Raw genomic sequence first — 20,984 nt, forward strand, 5'->3', positions numbered from 1 at the left:
GTCAGGCCTGCGTGAACGCACACCACACAAACTTTCCCGGGTCCCGCTCTCCCACGCCCCACCGATCGGCGAGCGCGTCGACGAGCAGCAGCCCACGCCCCGACTCACCGTCCGGCCGCCGCACCGCAGGCACCCCACCCCCGCTGTCGTGCACCTCCACGGACAGCGCGCATCCCTCCGCCTCCAGCCTCAGCCGGACCAGATAGCCGCGCCCCGGCGGCACACCGTGCAGCAGCGCGTTGGTCGCCAGCTCACTCACACACACCAGCACGTCGTCGAGCCGCGCCCCGAAATTCCAGTCGGTCACGGCCTCGCGCGTGAACTCCCGTACCGCAGCGACCGAGCGGCGTTCACGCCGGCAGAAGCGCTCACGGAGCAGCGAGGGTTGCATCGTCTCGTTCATGAGACGAGCATCACTCTCTGTGCCTATTGTTCAGCAGTGGGTGAGCACGTACAGATCCCTTGTACGGGCCGCCGAAGCATGAAGTACGCACCAGGGCGGGGAGGCCGCACCATATGCACCCCAGGAATCGGCAGCGCAGGAACGCGTCCGCCATGAAGCTCGTCGGCAAGCTGGTCGGCCTGTTCCGCGTCACGGCGGACCTGACCCAGGCCCAGCTCGCGGACCGGGCAGCAGTACAGGTGGAGACGATCGCCTCCATCGAACAGGGCCGCCGCGCGCTGCTCCCCGACCTCGCCCGGCGCCTGGACGTGCTGCTGGACACGAAGGGGGCGCTGGAGACGGCGGTGGCCAACATGCCGGAGGTGGACCTGATCCCGGCGTGGGCGGAGACGTTCATCGACCTGGAGCGTGAAGCCCTCGCTCTTTCCTTCTACGAGAACCAAGTCCTGCCCGGCCTGCTCCAGAGGGAGGACTATGCCCGCGCGGTCTTCGGCAGCCGAGTCCCCGCGTTCTCCGAGGACGAGATCGACACCCAGGTAGCCACGCGATTGGCACGGCAGAGCATCCTCCGCAGCAGCATTCCACCGTCTGTCAGCTTCATCATTGCCGAGGCGGTATTGCTGGACAGGCTCGGTGGCAGCGAGGTCAGGAGGAACGCGGTGCACCATCTTCGGCAGTGCTCGACCCTGCCTGGCATCACTATTCAGGTCATGCCCGTCGGGCGGCAGTCGCACGCCGCGCTTGACGGCCCATTCGTGCTTCTCGAGACGCCGGATCACCAGCACCTCGGGTACGCCGAGACCCAGCGTGGCAGTCAGCTCATTTCCGATCCTGACGAGGTCAGTATCCTGTCTCAGAGATATGCGATGCTGCGGACGCAAGCCCTGAACGCTGAGGACACCACGGGCCTGCTGGATCGGATGCTAGGAGACTGATGAGCACCGCACTGACGTGGTTCAAGTCCAGTTACAGCGGCAGCGACGGCGGTAATTGCCTTGAAGTCGCCTACAACTGGCGCAAGTCCAGCTACAGCGGCAGCGAAGGCGGCGAGTGCCTCGAAGTCTCCACGCACCCCACCGCCATCCACGTCCGCGACTCCAAGGACCCCGAGGGCCCCACCTTCACCGTCGCCCCCACCGCCTGGTCGGCCTTCGCCGCGTTCGCGGCCGGGCGCTGACCGGACGAGCAGGCGTTCAGGGGGCCTTGAGCAGATCGCGCAGCCCGGCGACGTACGTACGCACGTCCCGTTCGGCGGGCAGTTCAGCTGCGTCATCCGTCGCACCCTGACCGGGCTCCCGACAGGCGCGGCAGAGGCCGTCAGGAAGGGCCTCGGCGCGGCCGGGTACACCACACTTGGTGCACTCCATCATCACCCGCCGGACCGGCGCACCGGGTGCGGGCGGCACCGGCGCGGTGGGCACCTGGGGCGGGATCTTGTCCGTGAGGCGGCGGCGGACGAGGCCGACCGGTGAGCCGACCCCGGCGGGAAGCCCGGCGACAAGCGCACGGACGAGGTAGTCGGCGTCCACTCCACGCGTGAACCACTCGGCGGCCAACGGCTCCAGGACCGCACAGTCGGCGGCGGAGAGCGCCAGCCGGGCATCAACGCGGCCGAGCTGCGCCAAGGCCGCGTACGCGGGTGAGTGCCCTTCTGCGACCGGCTCCGGTTCCTGCGCCCTCTGCTCGGGCACGACCGGGGCGGCAGGGGCAGCGACCGGCACAGGCTCGGGCACGGCTGCCCGCCGAACCTCCGCAGCCATCAGCGCACCCCACCACTCGTTGTCGCGCGCGGTGCGGGACCAGAACGTACGGAAGACCCAGCGCACTTGCCCGCCCTCGCCGGTCACCAGGCACCGCACACGGCGCAGATACCCGGCGACGGACAGGGCTTTGAGGGCCGAGCCGACCGCCTGCTGACCGTAGAGCGGCAGCTGCTTGGCCAGCCCCTTGACGTCCATGGCCGCGCCGTCGGGCAGCTGGTCGATGAACCCGGCGATGTTCCGCTCGCGCAGAGGCAGCAGCATGAAGTCAGCGCTGCAGCGAGGCTGTTGGTCCGGAGCGGATCGCTTGCCGTAGCCGGGATTGGCCATCGGGTACGGGCGCGAGGATGCGGGGGCGCGCAGGGCAGGGCTAAGGTGCTGAACAGCCACGAGATCGTCTCCTAACGATCTTGGGGTGAGACCCCGGCCTGGTGTTGTCTGCACCGCGTCGGGGTCGTTCTGGTTTCCGCACCGTAAGCAGTCACGACACTCCGCTGCAAGTCGGTCACTATTAGTCATACTTGCTGATCGTGACGGGTCAGGGAGGTCGGGGAGGTTTACCCAAACCCTTTTCTACCTACCGGGTAAAGAAGGCGCTCGGATCCCGAACCCCGCATCTCGCCGCCCGAATCCCGAAGCTCAAGCATCGGACCCGCGCTCCGCAGACGCCCCCCGGAAGAGTGACAGCGCCCCTCCCGAAGCTCGCCCCTCGAACCCCGGCACCCGAAGCCCGAGCTTCGAGCGCCGGTTCACGCCATCACCTCCGCCAGGTCCTCCGCCTGCTTCAGCACCCGCTCGATCGCCGCGGGCTGCTTGTCCGGCGGATACCCGTGCTTGCGCAAAAGCCGGAGCACCCGGGCCATGATGCGGTCCGGGGTGGTCATACGTCGTCCTCCACGATGCGGGCTGCGTCCTTGACGCGGAGCTTGCCGGTGACGAGCTGGGGGAGGAGGGTGTCGCGAAGGTCGGCGAGCTCCTCCACCGGTAGCTGCGGCAGGTCCATGCCCCTCACGCTCACGTGCCGTACGAGCGACCCGCTGCCGCGCTGCTGGTTTCGGGGAGCGGCCAGCAAGGCTGCCAACGCGTGGGGGCGCATCCAGAGGTTCTCCGGAGACGAAGTCCTGTCCTCATCGTCCGCACTACCTTCCGACCGGCCACCGCGTTACGATTCCCGGGTACGCCTTGGAGTCCTGTCACCGCTTGCTTCGCCGCATAGCACACAGCCCAGGGCAGAGCCTCGTGATACGCCCTGTACTGCCCACCGCAATGAGGCAGTGCAGGGCGTCACTGTTCCTGCTGCGCGAGTCGAGCTGACGCTCCCTCACCGCGATGAGTTGAACCTGGCGCCTCTCCCCTGGATGGGAAGCCTCAGCTCCACACCACTCGCGAGAAGCAGAATTCTCACTAACCCGCAGCAAGTTTTCAATGTCATGAAAAGCGGGCCACGACCTGTCGTGACCCGCTCCAGGGTCCTGCGCAGGGCCTCAGCGCCCCAGCTTCCGCGCGACCTCCGTCGCCCAGTACGTCAGGATCATCCGCGCACCCGCGCGCCGGATGCCCGTCAGGCTCTCCAGGATCGCCGCGTCCCGGTCGATCCAGCCCTTCTCCGCGGCGGCCTCGATCATGGCGTACTCACCACTGATCTGGTACGCCGCGACCGGCACGTCCACCGCGTCGGCGACCTTGGCCAGGATGTCCAGGTAGGGTCCGGCCGGCTTGACCATCACCATGTCGGCGCCCTCCTCCAGGTCCAGCGCCAGTTCCCGCAGCGACTCCCGGACGTTCGCCGGGTCCTGCTGGTACGTCTTGCGGTCGCCCTTGAGCGAGGAGCCCACCGCCTCGCGGAACGGGCCGTAGAAGGCCGAGGAGTACTTCGCGGTGTAGGCGAGGATCGACACGTCCTCGTGGCCCGTCTGGTCCAGCGCGTCCCGGACCACACCCACCTGGCCGTCCATCATGCCGCTGGGGCCCACCACATGGGCGCCCGCGTCCGCCTGGACCTGGGCCATCTCGGCGTACCGCTCCAGCGTGGCGTCGTTGTCGACGCGGCCGTCCCCGGTCAGCACCCCGCAGTGGCCGTGATCGGTGTACTCGTCCAGACAGAGGTCGGACATGACCACGAGGTCGCCCCCGACCTCTTCGCGTACCGCCCGCAGCCCGACCTGGAGAATCCCGTCCGGGTCGGTCCCCGCCGTGCCCCGCGCGTCCTTCTTCTCGTCCAGCGGGACGCCGAAGAGCATGATCCCCGAGACACCCGCCGCGACCGCGTCGACAGCGGCCTTTCGCAGCGTGTCCAGGGTGTGCTGCTGGACGCCGGGCATCGCCGAGATGGCGACCGGGGCGTCGATGCCCTCGCGTACGAACGCGGGCAGGATCAGATTCGCCGGGTCGAGCCGGGTCTCGGCGACCATGCGCCGCATGACGGGGGTCGTCCGCAGTCGGCGGGGGCGCGAACCGGGGAAGTTTCCGTAATCGGTCATCCTTCGAGCGTAGACCCGTACACATCACCGGTTTACCGACACCCGAGCCGGAAAAACAGCCCGGAAAACGGGCCGGGCCCGGCCGCTCCGCGAGGAGACAGCCGGGCCCGGCCCGTACATCCGTTTCCGGCCCTCAGGTCGTCGACCTGCGACGCCGCGCACCCGGACGCCGCTCGCTCGGCCGGGTCACCGGGTCACCGGCCTCCTTCGCCGCGTCCCGGCGCTGCGCGCCGAAGTCCGCCAGCGCCTGGGCCAGCTTGTGGACCGACGGCTCCGGGGACAGCACGTCGACCCGCAGACCGTGCTCCTCGGCGGTCTTCGCCGTGGCGGGACCGATGCACGCGATCACCGTCACGTTGTGCGGCTTGCCCGCGATACCGACCAGGTTGCGGACGGTCGAGGACGAGGTGAACAGCACCGCGTCGAAGCCACCGCCCTTGATCGCCTCCCGGGTCTCGGCCGGCGGCGGCGAAGCACGGACCGTGCGGTAGGCGGTGACGTCGTCGACCTCCCAGCCCAGCTCGATGAGCCCGGCCACCAGGGTCTCCGTGGCGATGTCCGCACGGGGCAGAAACACCCGGTCGATCGGGTCGAAGACCGGGTCGTACGGCGGCCAGTCCTCCAGCAGACCGGCGGCGGACTGCTCACCGGACGGCACGAGATCCGGCTTCACACCGAAATCGATCAGCGCGGCGGCGGTCTGCTCGCCGACGGCCGCGACCTTGATCCCCGCGAAGGCGCGGGCGTCGAGCCCGTACTCCTCGAACTTCTCCCGCACAGCCTTCACCGCGTTCACCGAGGTGAACGCGATCCACTCGTAACGGCCCGTGACCAGGCCCTTGACCGCGCGCTCCATCTGCTGGGGCGTACGCGGCGGCTCGACGGCGATCGTCGGGACCTCGTGCGGCACGGCACCGTACGAACGCAGTTGGTCGGAGAGCGACGCCGCCTGCTCCTTCGTCCGCGGTACGAGCACCTTCCAGCCGAACATCGGCTTCGACTCGAACCACGCGAGCTGGTCGCGCTGGGCGGCGGAGCTGCGCTCCCCGACCACGGCTATCACGGGCAGGTGCCCGTCCGGCGACGGGAGGACCTTGGCCTGCTTCAGGACCTGGGCGATCGTCCCGAGCGTCGCCGTCCACGTGCGCTGACGCGTCGTCGTCCCGGCGATCGTGACCGTGAGCGGGGTGTCGGGCTTACGGCCCGCCGAGACCAGCTCACCGGCGGCCGCGGCCACCGAGTCGAGCGACGCGGACACGACGGCCGTCGCGTCGCTCGCGCCGACCTCGGACCAGCAGCGGTCCGACGCCGTACGCGCGTCGACGAAGCGCACGTCGACGCCCTGCGCGTCACGCAGCGGCACACCGGCGTACGCGGGCACACCGACCGCGTTCGCGATGCCGGGCACGACCTCGAAAGGCACACCCGCGGCAGCGCAGGCGAGCATCTCGGCGCCGGTGTCGCCGTCCAGGCCGGGGTCACCCGTGACGGCACGGACCACCCGCCTCCCGCCCTTCGCTGCCTCCATGACAAGATTGGCGGCATCCCTGAGGACGGGTACCCCGGCGGGTGCTGACGCCATGTCAACAACCGTCATCTCAGGCGTGCTTACCCCTGCCCGCGCATGGCAGCGGACGACGTCGAGAACGTCGGGTTCGGCGACAAGGACGTCCGCGCTCGCGAGCGCCTCGACAGCGCGCAGCGTCAGCAGCCCCGGGTCGCCGGGGCCGGCGCCGAGGAAGGTGACATGCCCTGCGGACAGGACAGGGAAGTCGGATACGACAGGGCCGGTGGGGCTCAAAGTGCTCGCTCCCCCATAAGACCGGCCGCACCCTTGGCAAGCATCTCGGACGCGAGCTCGCGACCGAGGGCCGCCGCGTCGTCGTGCGACGTGGGGACGGGACCGGTGATGGACAGCTGCACCAGGGAAGTACCGTCGGTTGAACCGACGACACCGCGCAGGCGCAGTTCGTTGACAACCTGCCCGTCGGCCAGGAAGTCGGCCAGCGCACCCACAGGTGCGGAACAGCCGGCCTCCAGGGCGTTGAGCAGGGCGCGCTCGGCGGTCACGGCGACCCGGGTGTACGGGTCGTCGAGCTCGGCGAGAGCTGCGGCGAGGTCCGCGCTGCTTTCAGCGCATTCGATCGCCAGTGCTCCCTGGCCGGGAGCGGGCAGGACGGTGTCGACCGGCAGGAAGCCGGTGACCTCGTCCGTGCGTCCGAGGCGGCTGAGCCCGGCGGCGGCGAGTACCACCGCGTCCAGCTCCCCGCTTCGTACAAAACCAATGCGCGTATCGACGTTCCCACGGATCGCCACGATCTCTATCTCGAGGCGGTGCGAGCGGGCGTACGCGTTGAGCTGCGCCATACGGCGCGGCGAACCGGTGCCGACGCGGGCACCGGGCGGCAGCTGCTCGAAGGTCAGCCCGTCCCGCGCCACCAGTGCGTCGCGCGGGTCCTCGCGCGGCGGCACGGCGGCCAGGACGAGCCCCTCGGGCTGCGTGGTCGGCAGGTCCTTGAGCGAGTGGACGGCGAAGTCCACCTCGCCGCTCAGCAGCGCCTCGCGCAGGGCCGCGACGAACACGCCCGTCCCGCCGATCTGCGCCAGCTGCTCCCGGGAGACGTCCCCGTACGTGGTGATCTCGACGAGCTCGACGGCACGCCCGGTCACCTCACGGACCGCGTCGGCGACCAGGCCGGACTGCGCCATGGCGAGCTTGCTGCGCCGGGTGCCTAGCCGGAGCGGCCTGGTGGTCTCCCCGCCCAGGGGTGAGTTGTCGGTCATGACCGCCCTCTATTCGGGTCGTTCAGGTCTGCCCGGGAGACGGCGGCCACCGTCTGCGGGTCGAGGTCGAAGAGTTCCCGCAGCGCATCGGCGTACCCGGCGCCGCCGGGCTCGCTGGCGAGCTGCTTGACCCGCACGGTGGGCGCGTGCAGGAGCTTGTCGACGACGCGGCGCACGGTCTGCGTGATCTCGGCGCGCTGCTTCTCGTCCAGGTCGGGGAGGCGTCCGTCGAGCCGCGCGATCTCACCGGCCACCACATCGGCGGCCATGGCGCGCAGGGCGACGACGGTCGGGGTGATGTGGGCGGCGCGCTGCGCGGCTCCGAAGGCGGCGACCTCGTCGGCGACGATGGTGCGCACCTGGTCCACATCGGCGGCCATCGGGGCGTCCGCGGACGCCTCCGCGAGCGACTCGATGTCGACGAGGCGCACACCGGCGACGCGGTGCGCCGCCCCGTCGATGTCGCGCGGCATCGCGAGGTCGAGCAGGTGGAGCCGGGCGGGGCCGGTGACAGCCTGCCGCACGGGCACCCGGCGCACGGCCCGGTCCTGCGCGGCAGCGGTGGCTGAACCGTTCTCCACCCACGCGGCGTGCTGGTCCAGCGCGTCGGGCGCGGCGGCGGCCGGGGCCTCGGACGCCTGACCTGCGGTGTGGAATGCGACGCCGAGCGCACGGGCGACGGCCTCCGCCGTCAGCACGAGACCGGTCGCGCCGGTACAGGACACGACGACATCGGCACGTGTCAGTTCGTCCCCGACCGCGGCCATCTCCACGGCGCGCGCCGTCGGGACCCCGGCCTGGCCGAGGATCTCGACGAGCCGGTCGGCACGGGCCCGGGTGCGGTTGGCGACGACGATCTCCTCGACGCCGGCACGGGCCAGGGTGGCGGCGGCGAGCGAGGACATCGAGCCCGCGCCGATCACCAGGGCGCGCTTGCCGGCCGCCCACGCGGTGACCTCGGTGCCATCGGCCAGCTGCTCCAGACCGAAGGTGACGAGCGACTGCCCGGCCCGGTCGATCCCGGTCTCACTGTGGGCGCGCTTACCGACCCGCAGGGCCTGCTGGAAGAGGTCGTTCAGCAGACGTCCGGCGGTGTGGAGCTCCTGCCCCAGCGCCAGCGCGTCCTTGATCTGGCCGAGGATCTGGCCCTCGCCGACGACCATCGAGTCCAGCCCGCACGCCACCGAGAAGAGGTGGTGGACGGCACGGTCCTCGTAGTGCACATAAAGATAAGGAGTGAGCTCGTCCAGCCCGACCCCGCTGTGCTGCGCGAGGAGGGTGGACAGCTCGGCGACACCCGCGTGGAACTTGTCCACGTCCGCGTACAGCTCGATGCGGTTGCAGGTGGCCAGTACCGCGGCCTCGGTCGCGGGCTCCGCGGCGAGGGTGTCCTGAAGCAGCTTCGTCCGGGCGTCGACCGCCAGGGACGCCCGCTCCAGTACGGAGACGGGGGCACTGCGGTGGCTCAGACCTACGACCAGGAGACTCATGCCGGCATCACGGCGGGCATGTCCCCGTCAGGTCCCTTCCGGCCGGCGGGAGCGGCGCGCATCGGCGGCGCCTCCTCGGCGTCACCGTCACCGCCCACACCCGCCCTGCCGTCGGCAGCGGCCTCCTCGCCGGCCTTGCGCTGCTCGTGGAAGGCGAGGATCTGGAGCTCGATCGAGAGATCGACCTTGCGCACGTCGACGCCGTCGGGCACGGACAGCACCGTCGGCGCGAAGTTCAGGATGGAGGTCACACCCGCGGCGACGAGCCGGTCGCAGACCTGCTGGGCCGCGCCGGGCGGGGTGGTGATGACACCGATGGACACACCGTTGTCGCTGATGATCCGGTCCAGGTCATCGGTGTGCTGGACAGCGATCCCGGCCACGGGCGTACCCGCCATGGCGGGGTCGGCGTCGATCAGCGCGGCGACCCGGAAACCACGGGAGGCGAAACCGCCGTAATTGGCGAGCGCGGCGCCGAGGTTACCGATACCGACGATCGCGACCGGCCAGTCCTGGGTGAGACCCAGCTCGCGGGAGATCTGATAGACGAGGTACTCGACGTCGTACCCGACACCGCGTGTGCCGTAGGAGCCCAGGTAGCTGAAGTCCTTGCGCAGCTTCGCGGAATTGACTCCCGCCGCCGCGGCGAGTTCCTCGGAGGACACCGTGGGAACCGAGCGCTCGGAGAGCGCCGTCAGTGCGCGGAGATACAGCGGAAGCCGGGCGACGGTGGCCTCGGGAATTCCTCGGCTACGGGTCGCCGGTCGGTGAGTTCGGCCAGTTGCCACGGTGCTCCTGCGGGATGAGCGGGGCTGCAGGCGGCCGTATGTCCTATGACCGCCCCGTCGACAGCAGGCTATGTCTTTGTGAACGCGTGCACAAAGATAGTGTCCGTTTTGTCTGGTCAAAGTGACCGGGGTCACGCATATTTCCCGCACGATCCCGGAACCCGGGACACCATCAGCCCGTTGCGGGCCCGAAGGGGGCAAGACGGTACACACTCCTCATGTCCACGCCCCCGAGACCACTCAAAACGCCCATGATGTTATCCGGGTTCCACACGGAAAGCCCCCTCACGTACGCAGTGCCGTGCGCAGCCTCGCCGGGTCCACCCGCCAGAAGGTGTGCTGTTCGCCATCGATCAGGACCACCGGGATCTGCTCCCAGTACTCCTTGTACAGCGCCTCGTCCTGCGTGATGTCCTTCTCCACCCAGGAAGCACCCACCTCCTCGCAGACCGCGCTCACCACCATCCGCGCGTCCTCACAGAGGTGACACCCCGGCTTCCCCACGAGGGTCACCACCCGGTCCGCGGGCTTCTTCTTCGCACGACGCAGCAAAGCACTCATGTCTACTATTCTGCGCCCTGCGCCGGGCCCCGCGGGTGCGCGGAATCACCCGTTTAACGCCCCGTCCCCAGAGAGTTCACACCCTCGCATCCCGCCGGGTCGGGAAGAGCCGAACGGAATGGCTATGCTCACGACATGGCCGCTCTTGGATGGCTCACCCCCCGCAGGCGCCCCGCCACGGCACGCAGCGTGCTCGCAGGCGAGGCCGCAGCCGAGGCCGCACAGAAGTCGGCGCGCATCGCCGAGGCCGAAGAGCTTCCGGCCACCCTGGAAGAAGAGCGGGAACCGGCGTTCCCGGTGGCCGGGGACACCAGGGCCGCCGCCTTCTTCGACCTCGACAACACCGTGATGCAGGGCGCCGCGATCTTCCACTTCGGCCGCGGCCTGTACAAGCGGAAGTTCTTCCAGCGCCGCGAACTGACCAGGTTCGCCTGGCAGCAGGCCTGGTTCAGGCTGGCCGGCGTCGAGGACCCGGAGCACATGCAGGACGCCCGCGACAGCGCCCTGTCCATCGTCAAGGGCCACCGCGTCTCCGAGCTGATGTCCATCGGCGAGGAGATCTACGACGAGTACATGGCCGACCGCATCTGGCCCGGCACCCGCGCCCTGGCCCAGGCCCACCTCGACGCGGGCCAGAAGGTCTGGCTGGTCACCGCCGCCCCGGTCGAGACCGCCACGATCATCGCCCGCCGCCTGGGCCTCACCGGCGCCCTCGGCACGGTCGCCGAGTCGGTCGACGGCGTCTACACCGGCCGACTGGTCGGCGAACCCCTGCACGGCCCGGCGAAGGCCGAGGCGGTACGCGCGCTGGCAGCGGCCGAGGGCCTGGACCTGGAGCGCTGCGCCGCCTACAGCGACTCGCACAACGACATCCCCATGCTGTCCCTGGTCGGCCACCCGTACGCGATCAACCCCGACTCCAAGCTGCGCAAGCACGCCCGCTCCCTGGACTGGCGGCTGCGCGACTACCGCACCGGCCGCAAGGCCGCCAAGGTCGGCATCCCGGCCGCGGCGGGCGTCGGCGCCCTCGCCGGGGGCACGGCCGCCGCAGTGGCGCTCCACCGTCGCCGCCGCTGACCCCTCCTCACCCCGCGACTCCCTTCACACCCCTCCACGAGGGGCGGAGGCGGCACGCCCGGGGACGTACGCCCGATCGGGACCGGAACAGCGGGCATCGCCCCCATCGCTCCGGCCAGTCGCATTGCATCCCGGTGACCACAATCCGTCGCCGCCGCAGACAGATCTCGAAACCATTCGATCAACAACCGATCACGATGTGCTGCTTGAACCGTCACTTAGAGGTTAAGGAAGCGACGTAACCGGTGATTTGAGCAACTGGGTGTAGCACGGCCTATACGAAGCGTTATTCTCCTCAGACGCACAAGGAGCCCGCCACCCGCTACCACGAGTGACGGTTTTCGAACTGCACGTGATGGAAGCTCTGCCTCTGGGAGTCCCGTGTACCCACACGTCGGGGTTGACACCTCGGGCCTGGCTACGCTGCGCGCAACGGTCCTCGACCACTTGCGCGGCTTCGTCCCCACCGCGTACGCCGTCCCCCAATTTGCCACCCCTGCACCTGCCGGCCCTTGCTACGCGCTGGCCGAACGCAGCGCGGCCGTCGGAAGACGCAGCAGCCGCGGCGCCGCGGCTGCTGCGTCGTCGGCTCCCGTCCGCCGGCCGACAGCCGACAGCGACAGCGCGCGCATGATGGATCTCGTCGAGCGCGCGCAGGCTGGCGAGGCCGAGGCCTTCGGCCGACTGTACGACCAGTACAGCGACACTGTGTACCGGTACATCTACTACCGCGTGGGAGGCAAGGCGACAGCGGAGGACCTCACCAGCGAGACGTTCCTGCGCGCACTCCGCCGTATCTCCACCTTCACCTGGCAGGGCCGCGACTTCGGCGCCTGGCTGGTCACGATCGCCCGGAACCTGGTCGCCGACCACTTCAAATCCAGTCGTTTCCGACTGGAAGTGACCACTGGCGAAATGCTCGACGCCAACGAGGTCGCCCGGAGCCCGGAGGACTCCGTCCTGGAATCCCTCTCCAACGCCGCCCTGCTGCAAGCCGTACGCCGGCTCAACCCGCAGCAGCAGGAGTGCGTGACCCTGAGGTTCCTGCAGGGCCTCTCGGTCGCCGAGACCGCCAGAGTCATGGGAAAGAACGAGGGCGCGATCAAAACCTTGCAGTACCGAGCCGTGCGTACGCTCGCGCGACTTCTGCCGGACGACGCCCGCTGACGTCACCATAGGTGACGTGTCCGTGACACACCGATCGGATCATCCTCAGTCCGTAACCCAACTGCCGCACCACTCGTTGTGCCGGATGCAGGCCCCCTGTCGCCACACCTGACCGTTTCCACTCGCTCGATCGTGTGGAACGTCTCCGGTGGGCAACCTTTCGGACCCTCAGGGGAGTCGACCGTCATGACGAGAGGAGGTGCCGCCAGTGATCGCAAACATTTCGGCACACCGGCGGGCGAACGCCTTCGCCCAGGCCCTGGAGGAGCAGTCCCCCCAGGGTGCGGCGGCCGTACAGCCCGAGGACCCGGCCCAACAGGCCGACCACGGAACGCTGTTGGCCCTGGCGAACGGCCTCGGTGAGCTACCGGAGCCGGAATTCGATCCCGAGGTCAAAGTGGTGCAGCGAGCCCAGCTCGTGGCGGCCATGGAGACCATGCTCGCCGAAGGCGGTGCGTCCACGGTCCCTACGGTGCCCGAACAGCGGAACAAGGGAGCCCACCGGGCCTCCCCGATCCGAAGGCTGCGTCCCCGCTCCCGCTGGGCGAAGGGCCTCACCGCAGGCGGGCTCACGGTCGGTGTCGCCGCGGGAGCATTCAGTGGAGTGGCCGCTGCCAGTTCCGACGCCCTGCCGGGTGATTCCCTCTACCCGCTCAAGCGCGGCATGGAGGACATCAGCCTCGGCCTGGCCGACGGCGACGCCGACCGGGGCGAGGCCTACCTCGACCAGGCATCGACGCGCCTCAGCGAAGCCCGCAGGCTGATGGAGCGAGGCCGCGCGGGCGCCATGGACCACGAATCGATCGGTGAGGTCAGACGCGCCCTCGACAGCGTGACGTCCGACGCCACCGAGGGCCACCGACTGCTCCACACCGCCTACGCGCGCGACGGTTCCCTCGGCCCCATCCAGACACTGGACTCCTTCTCCCGCTCGCACCGCGCGAGCTGGAGCAGCCTCCGCGAACGGCTGCCCGTCCAGCTGGCCGACGTCAGCGACAAGATCAGCTCCGTCTTCGAGGCCATGGACCAGGAAGTCGCGCCGCTGAAGTCCCTGCTGCCCCGCACCCCGGGCGCCGAAGGAGACGCACCGCACTCCGGCTCCACACAGGGGGACCAGGGCTCCGCGGCCCCGGACCGCTCGGCTCCCTCCTCCGCGGCTCCGGACGACAGCACGTCCATCCACAGCACCGTCCCGGAGCCCTCCGGCTCCGACAGTGCGGCCGACGGGCTGCTCGGCGGCGGCACGGACGCCCTGTTGGACGACCTCCCCGCGGACGACACCACCCCGTCGTCCCCGGGCGGCGCATCCGGCGGGCCCCCCGCACCGGACGTCACCCTGCCGCCGCTCCTCCCGGGCCTGCTGCCCGGCCTGGGCATCGACAGCGAGGACGTCGAGCGCCCGTGACAACCGGCACGCGGTGAGGGGGCTGTCCCAGCTGGGACAGCCCCCTCTCTCGTACGGACTCGTACGGTCAGAAGAAGACCGACCGGCGCTGCACCAGCAGCTTGTACAGCGTGTGCTGGATCTGCTCCCGCACCTGGTCCGTCAGGTTGAACATCAGCATCGGGTCCTCCGCCGCCTCCGGGGGATACCCGTCCGTCGGAATCGGCTCGCCGAACTGGATCGTCCACTTCGTCGGCAACGGCAGCGCACCCAGCGGTCCCAGCCACGGAAAAGTCGGGGTGATCGGGAAGTACGGGACCCCCAGGACCCGCGCCAGGGTCTTCGAGTTGCCGATCATCGGGTAGATCTCCTCCGCGCCCACGATCGAGCACGGCACGATCGGCACCCCGGCCCGCAGCGCCGTCGACACGAAGCCGCCCCGTCCGAAGCGCTGCAGCTTGTACCGCTCGCCGAACGGTTTCCCGATGCCCTTGAAGCCCTCCGGCATGACACCGACGACCTCACCCCGCTGCAGCAGCCGCTCCGCGTCCTCCGCGCACGCGAGGGTGTGCCCGGCCTTCCTCGCCAGCTCGTTGACCACCGGCAGCATGAAGACGAGGTCGGCCGCGAGCAGCCGCAGATGCCGCTCGGCCGGGTGGTTGTCGTGCACCGCGACCTGGAGCATCAGCCCGTCCAGCGGCAGCGTCCCGGAGTGGTTGGCCACGATGAGCGCCCCGCCGTCGGACGGGATGTTCTCGATGCCCTTCACCTCGACCCGGAAGTACTTGTCCGCGAGCGGGCGCAGCATCGACATGAGGACCTGGTCGGTCAGCTCCTCGTCGTAACCGAACTCGTCGACGTCGTAATCGCCCGTGAGCCGGCGCCGCAGAAAAGCGAGCCCACCGGCGATCCGCCGGTCCCAGCCGCTTCCGGAACCCTCCCCTGCGTCCTCGGAGACCGCACCTGCGGCCTCAGCCGTCCCGTCCGGCACCTGACCGCCCGGCAGGGCGCTCACGGGCGCAGGACCGGCCGTCACGGGCCCCTGGCCCCGGCCGCCCGGCAGGGCACCTCTACGCCGCCCCGCGCCTGAGCGCGAACGGTCGTCGTCGAAGGGAATGACCTTGGCGTCCGCCATCGTCGGTCGCGCTCCTCTACCTGGCGCCGTGCGTCGAATGTGTACTGCCGGGCGCTCCCCCGCCGAGCGGAAGCTCGGCCAGCCGGCCGACCGCCCTGCCCACCCGCTCGGGCGGCAGCAGCCCCGGCCCCCGGCTCCGCGCGAACTCCGCGAACGTCCCGGCCGTGGTGAACTTCGGCCGGAAACCCAGCGTCTCGCGCATCTGCACGGTCGAGACCACCCTGCCGTGGGTGAGCAGCCGGATCTGCTCCGGCGAGAAGTCCGTCATGCCGATCGTACGGAGCGCCGACCCCACCCAGGTGACGGCCGGCAGCAGCACCGGCACGGTCGGCCGCCCCAGCCTGCGCGAGCACTGCGACAGCAGCAGCACACCGTCGCCCGCGATGTTGAACGTGCCGCTGTTCAGCGTGCCCCTCCGGGGCTCCCGGGCGGCGATCTCCAGTACGTCGACGACGTCGTCCTCATGGACGAACTGCAGCCGGGGGTCGTACCCGAAGACCGTCGGCAGCACGGGCAGTGACAGGTAGTCGGCGAGCGGCGAGTCCGGTTCGGGGCCCAGGATGTTCGCGAACCGCAGCACGCACACAGCCACGTCCGGCCTGCGGCGCGCGAACCCCCGGACGTACCCCTCGACCTCCACCGCGTCCTTCGCGAAGCCGCCGCTGGGCAGGGACTTGGGCGGCGTCGTCTCGGTGAAGACCGCGGGGTCACGGGGGGCGGACCCGTACACGTTGGTGCTGGACTTGACCACGAGCCGCTGCACCGACGGGGACTTCTGACAGGCGCCGAGCAACTGCATCGTGCCGATGACGTTGGTCTCCTTGACCGTCGTCCGGCCGCCCGTGCCGAGCGCCTTCGCGGACACGTCCAGATGGACGACCGTGTCGACGGAATGCTCGGCGAGGACCCTGGCGATCGCCGACTGCCGGATGTCCGCCAGGACGAATTCGGCGTCGCCGAGCTGATGTCCGGGCCTGACCGAGTCCACGGCGATCACCCGGTCCACGCCGGGGTCGCGCTGGATGCGCCGTACGAACCGGCCTCCCAGCTGCCGGGCCGCGCCTGTGACGAGCACGATCTTCCCCAAGATCAGCGCCTTCCGTCGATCGTTCACGTTCACCGAGCGGGGGTCTTCCCCTGGCCGTCACCGTAGTCGGTGGATGTTGCCCTGTGATGACCCCAGGCGGGCTTTACCGAACCGATGGCGGGAATACCACCGAATCCGCCGCACGCCGCCGCACCCCGACCACCGGTCCCGGCCCGGCCCCGGAACGCACCGAGGCCCTTCCGCCAGTACGGCGGAAGGGCCTCGGATTCACGAACCGCGTTCGCTTACTTCTTGTTGCGACGCTGAACGCGCGTGCGCTTGAGCAGCTTGCGGTGCTTCTTCTTGGCCATCCGCTTACGCCGCTTCTTGATAACAGAGCCCACGACTACCCTCGCTCACTTCTTCTTCACTGGTGCGGGGCGTCTGGGCCCACACGACCTACGTCGGCCTAGCCTACCCGCCACCGCGTGAGGGACGTAATCCGAGGGCGACGTCAGGCTGACTCCACCCCCACGAAGGAGTCTCGAAGATACTCGTGAACCGCTTGCTCCGGGACCCTGAAGGACCTTCCCACCCTGATCGCCGGCAGATGACCGCTGTGCACCAAGCGGTACACGGTCATCTTCGACACCCTCATGACCGAGGCGACTTCCGCCACGGTCAGAAATTTGACCTCGTTGAGAGGCCTCTCACTGTCAGCAGCCATGACCCACCTGTACCTTCCGCACCAGACGCGCACCGGCTTCCCCTCCGGTGACTCTTCGTCGTTGTGCGCTCACTCCCCAGATTAGGGGCGGGTGATGCAAGTGGGGAAGAGGAGAGACGATCGGCCGCCTACCGTGACAGACACGCCCGATTGAGTACATACCGAGTAAGGGGCCGGTAGTAGTCCGACCGCACGCCGTCATCAAGCGGAACGGCGACGGACACCCGCCCCTCCGCCTCACCCACGAACAGCGCGGGGTCATCCGTATCCGCCAGCCCGATGGCCTCGATGCCCAGCTGACCTGCTCCGCAGACCCATCCGTGGTCCCCGACCACCAGCTCCGGCAGCACTCCCCGGGCCTTCACGATCTCCTCCAGCACAGCCCTGACCGGCAGCGGCGAGTGGGTGTGCGCGCCGGGGACACTCCCGGGGGCCGGCACGCCCGGTTCGCGCACCAAGGCGACACCTTGTACGTAATCAAGAGTGCACGTGCGTACGCCGAACCGGGTCGTTATGTCGACACATCGGCCCTGCGCGGGGGTGAGCACCGCGCACCCCGCCGCCGACAAAGCGTCTGCCAGACCGGCGTAGAACCCGAGCAGCCGATGCGGATGCCCGGTGCCGAACAGCACCGGAGCCCGCCTTTCCACAGCCCCGGCGAGCCGTTCCGCGAACGCGTCCAGAGCCGCCAGGGTCCGCTCCGGATCGATCACGTCCAGACCCGACACATGATCAGGATCGTCCGAGACCCCGCACTTGTCGGCCATCAGCCGCAGCAGATCACGCTCTCCCCAGACACGGACCGGATCGAGCCCGAGCAGCACACGAGGGTCCCTCGCCGCGAAAAGCCGATAACTCCGCAGACTGGTCTCCCGCGGCGTGGCCACGGGCCCGGCGAGCCGGGCCGCCAGCAGATGAGCGCGCAGCGCTCCGGTGCTCAACACCCTCCCGATGCTCCCGCACCGGAAGCACCCACGGGCCGGAACCCGGGCACCCCCCACCGTTGGCGTAACCTCAGCCGCGATCGCGGAACAGGTCGCACCCCACCCTCAGGCCAGCAGCCCGCGCAACGGGAACGCCGACCGCCGGGTCGCCAGCACCGCCTGGTCCAGCCGGTCCGCCGGGTCGTACCCGTCCTCCCAGGACTTCCACGAGGGCGTACGGCCGTCCGTCATCCGCGCCGGCCCCAACTGCCGCGTACGGGCGTAGACCTCGTCCCGCCACGACGACGGGATGACCGACTCCGGATCCACCGGCGCATGCGCGGCGATCCCCACGAGATGGGTCCAGGAGCGCGGCACCACATCCACCACCGCGTAACCGCCCCCGCCCAACGCCACCCAACGCCCGTCCTCCGCGTAGGAATGGGCGAGATCATGACAGGCCGCCATGACGGCGCGCTGGGCGTCCAGCGACACCGCGAGATGGGCCAGCGGGTCCTCGGCATGCGTGTCGGCACCATGCTGGGTCACCAGCACCTGCGGCCGGAACTCCTCCAGCAGCTCGGGCACCACCGCGTGGAAAGCCCGCAACCACCCGGCGTCACCCGTACCCGCCGGCAGCGCCACATTCACCGCACCGCCCTCGGCAGCCCCGGCACCGGTCTCCTCCGGCCACCCGGTCTGCGGGAACAGCGTGCGCGGGTGCTCGTGCAGCGACACCGTCAGCACCCGGGGGTCCTCCCAGAACGCCGCCTGCACCCCGTCCCCGTGATGGACGTCCACATCGACGTACGCCACCCGCTCCGCACCCAGCTCCAGCAGCCGGGCGATGGCGAGCGCCGGGTCGTTGTACACGCAGAAGCCCGACGCCGCCCCGGGCATCGCATGGTGCAGCCCACCGGTGAAATTCACGGCGTGCGAGGTCTCCCCACGCCACACCGCCTCCGCGGCCCCCACCGACAGCCCGGCGATGAGCGCGGACGCCTCGTGCATCCCCGGAAAGGCGGGATCGTCGACCGTCCCGAGCCCGTACGCCTGGTCGGCGGCCCCGGGGTCCGCGGACGCGGCACGGACGGCCGCCACGTAGTCCTCACGGTGCACGAGCCGCAGCGTGGAGTCCCCCGCGGACCTGGCCGAGCGAACATCCACCGCCGTGTCCAGCCCGAACGCCCGCACCAACCCCATCGTCAGGGCGAGTCTGACCGGATCCATGGGGTGACTGGACCCGAAGTCGTATCCCGTTACTGCCTCATCCCACATCAGCTGCGCGCGCCCGCTCATGCCCGCCACCGTATCGGGCGGGCTCCGCGCCGAACGACCGGGCGTACACGAGCGTCGCGAGGACCAGCACCATGGGCACGAGCATCGCCCCGCGGTAGCTCCACGCGTCCCCGAGCGCCCCCACCAGGGGCGACCCGACGAGGAAACCGACGTAGTTGAAGACGTTCAGCCTGGCCACCGCCACATCGCTCGCCCCGGGGAACATCCTCCCCGCAGCGGCGAAGGTCTGGGGCACGATCACACAGAGCCCCAGCCCCAGCAGCGTGAAGCCCAGCATCCCCCACCAGGCGCCGGGCGCCACCGCCACCACCGCGAACCCGACGGCGGCCAGCACACTGCCGCCCCGCACCACGGCCACCGCCCCGAACCGCCGCACCCCGAGGTCACCGACGGCCCGCCCCAGGAGCGTCGTCACCATGTAGACGTTGTACGGAACCGTCGCCAGCTGCTCCGAGCCGCCCAGCACGTCCTGCAGGTACTTCGCGCTCCAGTTGGAGACCGTCGAGTCCCCGATGTACGCGAACGCCATCACCAGGCAGAGCGGCAGGAGCAGCCTGAACGGCACGGAGGACTCACCCCGGCCGGGCTCACCCGACGCCTGTTCCCCACCGCTCCTCCCCTCCACGTACCACCGGCTCCCGATCAGAGCCGCGGGCAGCAGGACGACCACCGCCGGCAGATAGGACACCAGCAGCGACAGATCCCAGTGGGCCCCCGCCCAGGCCAACGACGCCCCGGCGATGCCGCCCAGGCTGTACGCGGCGTGGAAACCGAGCATGATGCTGCGCCCGTACGCCCGCTGGAGACTGACGCCCATCATGTTCATCGAGGCGTCCAGGGCTCCGACCGCCAGCCCGAAGAGGCCCAGCGCGACGGCCACGTGCCAGACCTCGCTGCCGGCGCCCACACCCAGCAGGGCCAGCAGCACGACGGGCTGCGCCCACCTGAGCACGATCCCCGGCCGCACCCGCGTGACCACCTTCTCGGTGGCCACACTGGCGACCCCCGCCAGAACAGGCACCGCCGCCAGGAAGACGGGCAGCAGCCCGTCGGATATCCCGTACCGGTCCTGAATGGCGGGGATGCGCGTCACCAGCAAGGCGAAGGTCACCCCTTGCACCAGGAAGCTGAGCGCCAGGGAGGCTCTGCCGTGCCGCAACCGCGCATCCGTCATGGCCGCGAGCGTAGAGCTCCGGACTACCGCTGGGTAGATCGATCAGGCGAGGAGTTTCGGGAGCTGCGACATGTCGGAGAAGTGCCCGGTGACCCCGACGAGCCGGTCCGCCGGCATCATCGAGGTGAATCCGTACACCTCCATCCCGGCCGCCCGGGCCGCCTCGACACCGAGCGGGCTGTCCTCGATCACGACACACCGGTCGGGGGCGACACCCATCCGTTCGGCGGCGTGGAGGAACAGGTCCGGAGCGGGCTTCCCGCGCCCCACGTCCTCGGAACTGAAGATCCACTCCTCCTCGAACCACTGGTCGAGCCCGGCCTTGCGGTGCCCGGCCGCGATCTTCTGGTGGCTTCCGGACGACGCGACGCAGTACGCCACCCCGTCGGCGACGAGCTCGCCCAGCAGCTCCTGGACCCCGTCCACCGCGGCCAGTTGCTCCGCCTCGAAGGCGGCGAGAGTACGGCGGTGCAGCTCCTCGTCGAAGTCCGCGGGGAGCTTCTGGCTGGTCCGCGCGTCCACCAGGTCGTGCACCCGGTGGATGGCGGCCCCCATGTAGTCGCGGAGGGACTCCTCGTACGAGGTGGGGTGACCGAGCTCCGTGAGGTAGCCGGCCAGGACCGTGTTGGAGATCGGCTCACTGTCGACGAGCACGCCGTCGTTGTCGAAGATGACCAGTTCGTAGCGCATGGTTCGACCCTAGACGTTCAGAACGCAGAAAAGCCCCGTGCCACAAGGGCACGGGGCTTTCCCGGAATAATTGTTCGGCGGCGTCCTACTCTCCCACAGGGTCCCCCCTGCAGTA

The 20,984-nt window shown here is 69.9% G+C and carries 23 protein-coding genes; 5 read left to right on the top strand and 18 right to left on the bottom strand.

Annotation, left to right across the window (positions count from 1 at the left end):
• Position 1 precedes the first annotated feature (1 nt).
• A complete protein-coding gene (locus tag ACFYQ5_RS26140; protein ID WP_389200918.1) occupies positions 2-403 on the bottom strand; it encodes an ATP-binding protein in 402 nt (133 codons plus the stop codon).
• A 152-nt stretch (positions 404-555) separates the two neighbouring features.
• On the opposite strand from ACFYQ5_RS26140, the gene ACFYQ5_RS26145 reads away from it, so the two are divergent.
• Together ACFYQ5_RS26145 and ACFYQ5_RS26150 are read left to right on the top strand one after the other, a co-directional pair.
• A complete protein-coding gene (locus ACFYQ5_RS26145) occupies positions 556-1,338 on the top strand; it encodes a Scr1 family TA system antitoxin-like transcriptional regulator (protein ID WP_389200920.1) in 783 nt (260 codons plus the stop codon).
• Entirely contained in the window at positions 1,338-1,580 is a 243-nt protein-coding gene (locus tag ACFYQ5_RS26150) for a DUF397 domain-containing protein (protein WP_389200921.1), read from the top strand. Before ACFYQ5_RS26145 ends, ACFYQ5_RS26150 begins: the two co-directional genes overlap by 1 nt.
• 16 nt (positions 1,581-1,596) lie before the next feature.
• Here ACFYQ5_RS26150 and ACFYQ5_RS26155 read toward each other — a convergent pair whose 3' ends face one another.
• The 9 genes from ACFYQ5_RS26155 to ACFYQ5_RS26195 form a co-directional block, all read right to left on the bottom strand.
• Positions 1,597-2,553 carry a MarR family transcriptional regulator gene (locus ACFYQ5_RS26155; protein WP_389200923.1) on the bottom strand — a complete coding sequence of 319 codons (957 nt, stop codon included), beginning with the start codon at positions 2,551-2,553 and terminating at the stop codon, positions 1,597-1,599.
• Between the two features lie 359 nt (positions 2,554-2,912).
• On the bottom strand, positions 2,913-3,047 hold the full coding sequence (locus ACFYQ5_RS26160) for a type I restriction enzyme endonuclease domain-containing protein (protein WP_389200924.1): 135 nt from the start codon (positions 3,045-3,047) through the stop codon (positions 2,913-2,915).
• Positions 3,044-3,166 (bottom strand): restriction endonuclease subunit S, encoded by a 123-nt coding sequence (locus tag ACFYQ5_RS26165; protein WP_389200926.1) that lies wholly within the window; start codon positions 3,164-3,166, stop codon positions 3,044-3,046. Before ACFYQ5_RS26165 ends, ACFYQ5_RS26160 begins: the two co-directional genes overlap by 4 nt.
• Before the next feature lie 481 nt (positions 3,167-3,647).
• Complete coding sequence (gene hemB, locus ACFYQ5_RS26170; RefSeq protein WP_389200928.1) at positions 3,648-4,643, bottom strand: porphobilinogen synthase; 996 nt, start codon at positions 4,641-4,643, stop codon at positions 3,648-3,650.
• 133 nt (positions 4,644-4,776) lie between these two features.
• Positions 4,777-6,444 carry a uroporphyrinogen-III synthase gene (locus ACFYQ5_RS26175; protein WP_389200929.1) on the bottom strand — a complete coding sequence of 556 codons (1,668 nt, stop codon included), beginning with the start codon at positions 6,442-6,444 and terminating at the stop codon, positions 4,777-4,779.
• Complete coding sequence (gene hemC / locus ACFYQ5_RS26180) at positions 6,441-7,427, bottom strand: hydroxymethylbilane synthase (protein ID WP_389200931.1); 987 nt, start codon at positions 7,425-7,427, stop codon at positions 6,441-6,443. The genes ACFYQ5_RS26175 and hemC overlap by 4 nt, the downstream gene beginning before the upstream one ends.
• Positions 7,424-8,917, bottom strand: coding sequence for a glutamyl-tRNA reductase (locus ACFYQ5_RS26185; RefSeq protein WP_389200933.1), 1,494 nt, complete (start codon positions 8,915-8,917; stop codon positions 7,424-7,426). The genes hemC and ACFYQ5_RS26185 overlap by 4 nt, the downstream gene beginning before the upstream one ends.
• Entirely contained in the window at positions 8,914-9,705 is a 792-nt protein-coding gene (locus ACFYQ5_RS26190) for a redox-sensing transcriptional repressor Rex (RefSeq protein ID WP_389200936.1), read from the bottom strand. Before ACFYQ5_RS26190 ends, ACFYQ5_RS26185 begins: the two co-directional genes overlap by 4 nt.
• 285 nt (positions 9,706-9,990) lie before the next feature.
• Positions 9,991-10,266 carry a glutaredoxin family protein gene (locus ACFYQ5_RS26195; protein WP_389200938.1) on the bottom strand — a complete coding sequence of 92 codons (276 nt, stop codon included), beginning with the start codon at positions 10,264-10,266 and terminating at the stop codon, positions 9,991-9,993.
• Between the two features lie 135 nt (positions 10,267-10,401).
• Between ACFYQ5_RS26195 and ACFYQ5_RS26200 the strand changes: the two genes are divergently transcribed.
• The 3 genes from ACFYQ5_RS26200 to ACFYQ5_RS26210 all read left to right on the top strand — a co-directional run bounded on the left by ACFYQ5_RS26200 (position 10,402) and on the right by ACFYQ5_RS26210 (position 13,915).
• The gene (locus ACFYQ5_RS26200; RefSeq protein ID WP_389200939.1) at positions 10,402-11,343 is read left to right on the top strand and encodes an HAD family hydrolase; all 942 of its coding nucleotides are present in this window, start codon (positions 10,402-10,404) and stop codon (positions 11,341-11,343) included.
• A gap of 381 nt (positions 11,344-11,724) precedes the next feature.
• Positions 11,725-12,510, top strand: coding sequence for an ECF subfamily RNA polymerase sigma factor, BldN family (locus ACFYQ5_RS26205; RefSeq protein WP_389200941.1), 786 nt, complete (start codon positions 11,725-11,727; stop codon positions 12,508-12,510).
• A 208-nt stretch (positions 12,511-12,718) separates the two neighbouring features.
• Positions 12,719-13,915: a DUF5667 domain-containing protein gene (locus ACFYQ5_RS26210; RefSeq protein WP_389200942.1), complete on the top strand. Its 1,197-nt coding sequence runs from the start codon at positions 12,719-12,721 to the stop codon at positions 13,913-13,915.
• A gap of 67 nt (positions 13,916-13,982) precedes the next feature.
• Here ACFYQ5_RS26210 and ACFYQ5_RS26215 read toward each other — a convergent pair whose 3' ends face one another.
• From ACFYQ5_RS26215 to ACFYQ5_RS26250, 8 genes are all read right to left on the bottom strand, one after another.
• Positions 13,983-15,029: a lysophospholipid acyltransferase family protein gene (locus ACFYQ5_RS26215; RefSeq protein WP_389200944.1), complete on the bottom strand. Its 1,047-nt coding sequence runs from the start codon at positions 15,027-15,029 to the stop codon at positions 13,983-13,985.
• A 16-nt stretch (positions 15,030-15,045) separates the two neighbouring features.
• Positions 15,046-16,116, bottom strand: coding sequence for an NAD-dependent epimerase/dehydratase family protein (locus tag ACFYQ5_RS26220; RefSeq protein ID WP_389200946.1), 1,071 nt, complete (start codon positions 16,114-16,116; stop codon positions 15,046-15,048).
• A 245-nt stretch (positions 16,117-16,361) separates the two neighbouring features.
• Positions 16,362-16,460 (bottom strand): 30S ribosomal protein bS22, encoded by a 99-nt coding sequence (locus tag ACFYQ5_RS26225; protein ID WP_003948845.1) that lies wholly within the window; start codon positions 16,458-16,460, stop codon positions 16,362-16,364.
• A gap of 110 nt (positions 16,461-16,570) precedes the next feature.
• On the bottom strand, positions 16,571-16,783 hold the full coding sequence (locus tag ACFYQ5_RS26230; protein ID WP_389200948.1) for a helix-turn-helix domain-containing protein: 213 nt from the start codon (positions 16,781-16,783) through the stop codon (positions 16,571-16,573).
• Positions 16,784-16,911: 128 nt separating this feature from the next.
• Positions 16,912-17,727, bottom strand: a complete 816-nt coding sequence (locus ACFYQ5_RS26235; RefSeq protein ID WP_389200950.1) for a phosphatase — start codon at positions 17,725-17,727, stop codon at positions 16,912-16,914.
• A 105-nt stretch (positions 17,728-17,832) separates the two neighbouring features.
• On the bottom strand, positions 17,833-19,005 hold the full coding sequence (locus ACFYQ5_RS26240) for an acetoin utilization protein AcuC (protein ID WP_389200951.1): 1,173 nt from the start codon (positions 19,003-19,005) through the stop codon (positions 17,833-17,835).
• Positions 18,974-20,179 carry an MFS transporter gene (locus ACFYQ5_RS26245; protein WP_389200952.1) on the bottom strand — a complete coding sequence of 402 codons (1,206 nt, stop codon included), beginning with the start codon at positions 20,177-20,179 and terminating at the stop codon, positions 18,974-18,976. Before ACFYQ5_RS26245 ends, ACFYQ5_RS26240 begins: the two co-directional genes overlap by 32 nt.
• A 42-nt stretch (positions 20,180-20,221) precedes the next feature.
• Positions 20,222-20,869, bottom strand: a complete 648-nt coding sequence (locus ACFYQ5_RS26250) for an HAD family hydrolase (RefSeq protein ID WP_389200954.1) — start codon at positions 20,867-20,869, stop codon at positions 20,222-20,224.
• Positions 20,870-20,984 lie beyond the last annotated feature (115 nt).

Origin of the sequence: Streptomyces sp. NPDC005794 (genome assembly GCF_042871445.1) — a bacterium.
Taxonomy (GTDB): Bacteria; Actinomycetota; Actinomycetes; order Streptomycetales; family Streptomycetaceae; genus Streptomyces.

Coding starts and splice junctions, on each gene's coding strand:
- ACFYQ5_RS26140 (WP_389200918.1), bottom strand. CDS start 403: ATGAACGAGACGATGCAACCCTCGCTGCTCCGTGAGCGCTTCTGCCGG.
- ACFYQ5_RS26145 (WP_389200920.1), top strand. CDS start 556: ATGAAGCTCGTCGGCAAGCTGGTCGGCCTGTTCCGCGTCACGGCGGAC.
- ACFYQ5_RS26150 (WP_389200921.1), top strand. CDS start 1,338: ATGAGCACCGCACTGACGTGGTTCAAGTCCAGTTACAGCGGCAGCGAC.
- ACFYQ5_RS26160 (WP_389200924.1), bottom strand. CDS start 3,047: ATGACCACCCCGGACCGCATCATGGCCCGGGTGCTCCGGCTTTTGCGC.
- ACFYQ5_RS26165 (WP_389200926.1), bottom strand. CDS start 3,166: ATGGACCTGCCGCAGCTACCGGTGGAGGAGCTCGCCGACCTTCGCGAC.
- hemB (WP_389200928.1), bottom strand. CDS start 4,643: ATGACCGATTACGGAAACTTCCCCGGTTCGCGCCCCCGCCGACTGCGG.
- hemC (WP_389200931.1), bottom strand. CDS start 7,427: ATGACCGACAACTCACCCCTGGGCGGGGAGACCACCAGGCCGCTCCGG.
- ACFYQ5_RS26185 (WP_389200933.1), bottom strand. CDS start 8,917: ATGAGTCTCCTGGTCGTAGGTCTGAGCCACCGCAGTGCCCCCGTCTCC.
- ACFYQ5_RS26195 (WP_389200938.1), bottom strand. CDS start 10,266: ATGAGTGCTTTGCTGCGTCGTGCGAAGAAGAAGCCCGCGGACCGGGTG.
- ACFYQ5_RS26200 (WP_389200939.1), top strand. CDS start 10,402: ATGGCCGCTCTTGGATGGCTCACCCCCCGCAGGCGCCCCGCCACGGCA.
- ACFYQ5_RS26215 (WP_389200944.1), bottom strand. CDS start 15,029: ATGGCGGACGCCAAGGTCATTCCCTTCGACGACGACCGTTCGCGCTCA.
- ACFYQ5_RS26230 (WP_389200948.1), bottom strand. CDS start 16,783: ATGGCTGCTGACAGTGAGAGGCCTCTCAACGAGGTCAAATTTCTGACC.
- ACFYQ5_RS26240 (WP_389200951.1), bottom strand. CDS start 19,005: ATGAGCGGGCGCGCGCAGCTGATGTGGGATGAGGCAGTAACGGGATAC.
- ACFYQ5_RS26245 (WP_389200952.1), bottom strand. CDS start 20,179: ATGACGGATGCGCGGTTGCGGCACGGCAGAGCCTCCCTGGCGCTCAGC.
- ACFYQ5_RS26250 (WP_389200954.1), bottom strand. CDS start 20,869: ATGCGCTACGAACTGGTCATCTTCGACAACGACGGCGTGCTCGTCGAC.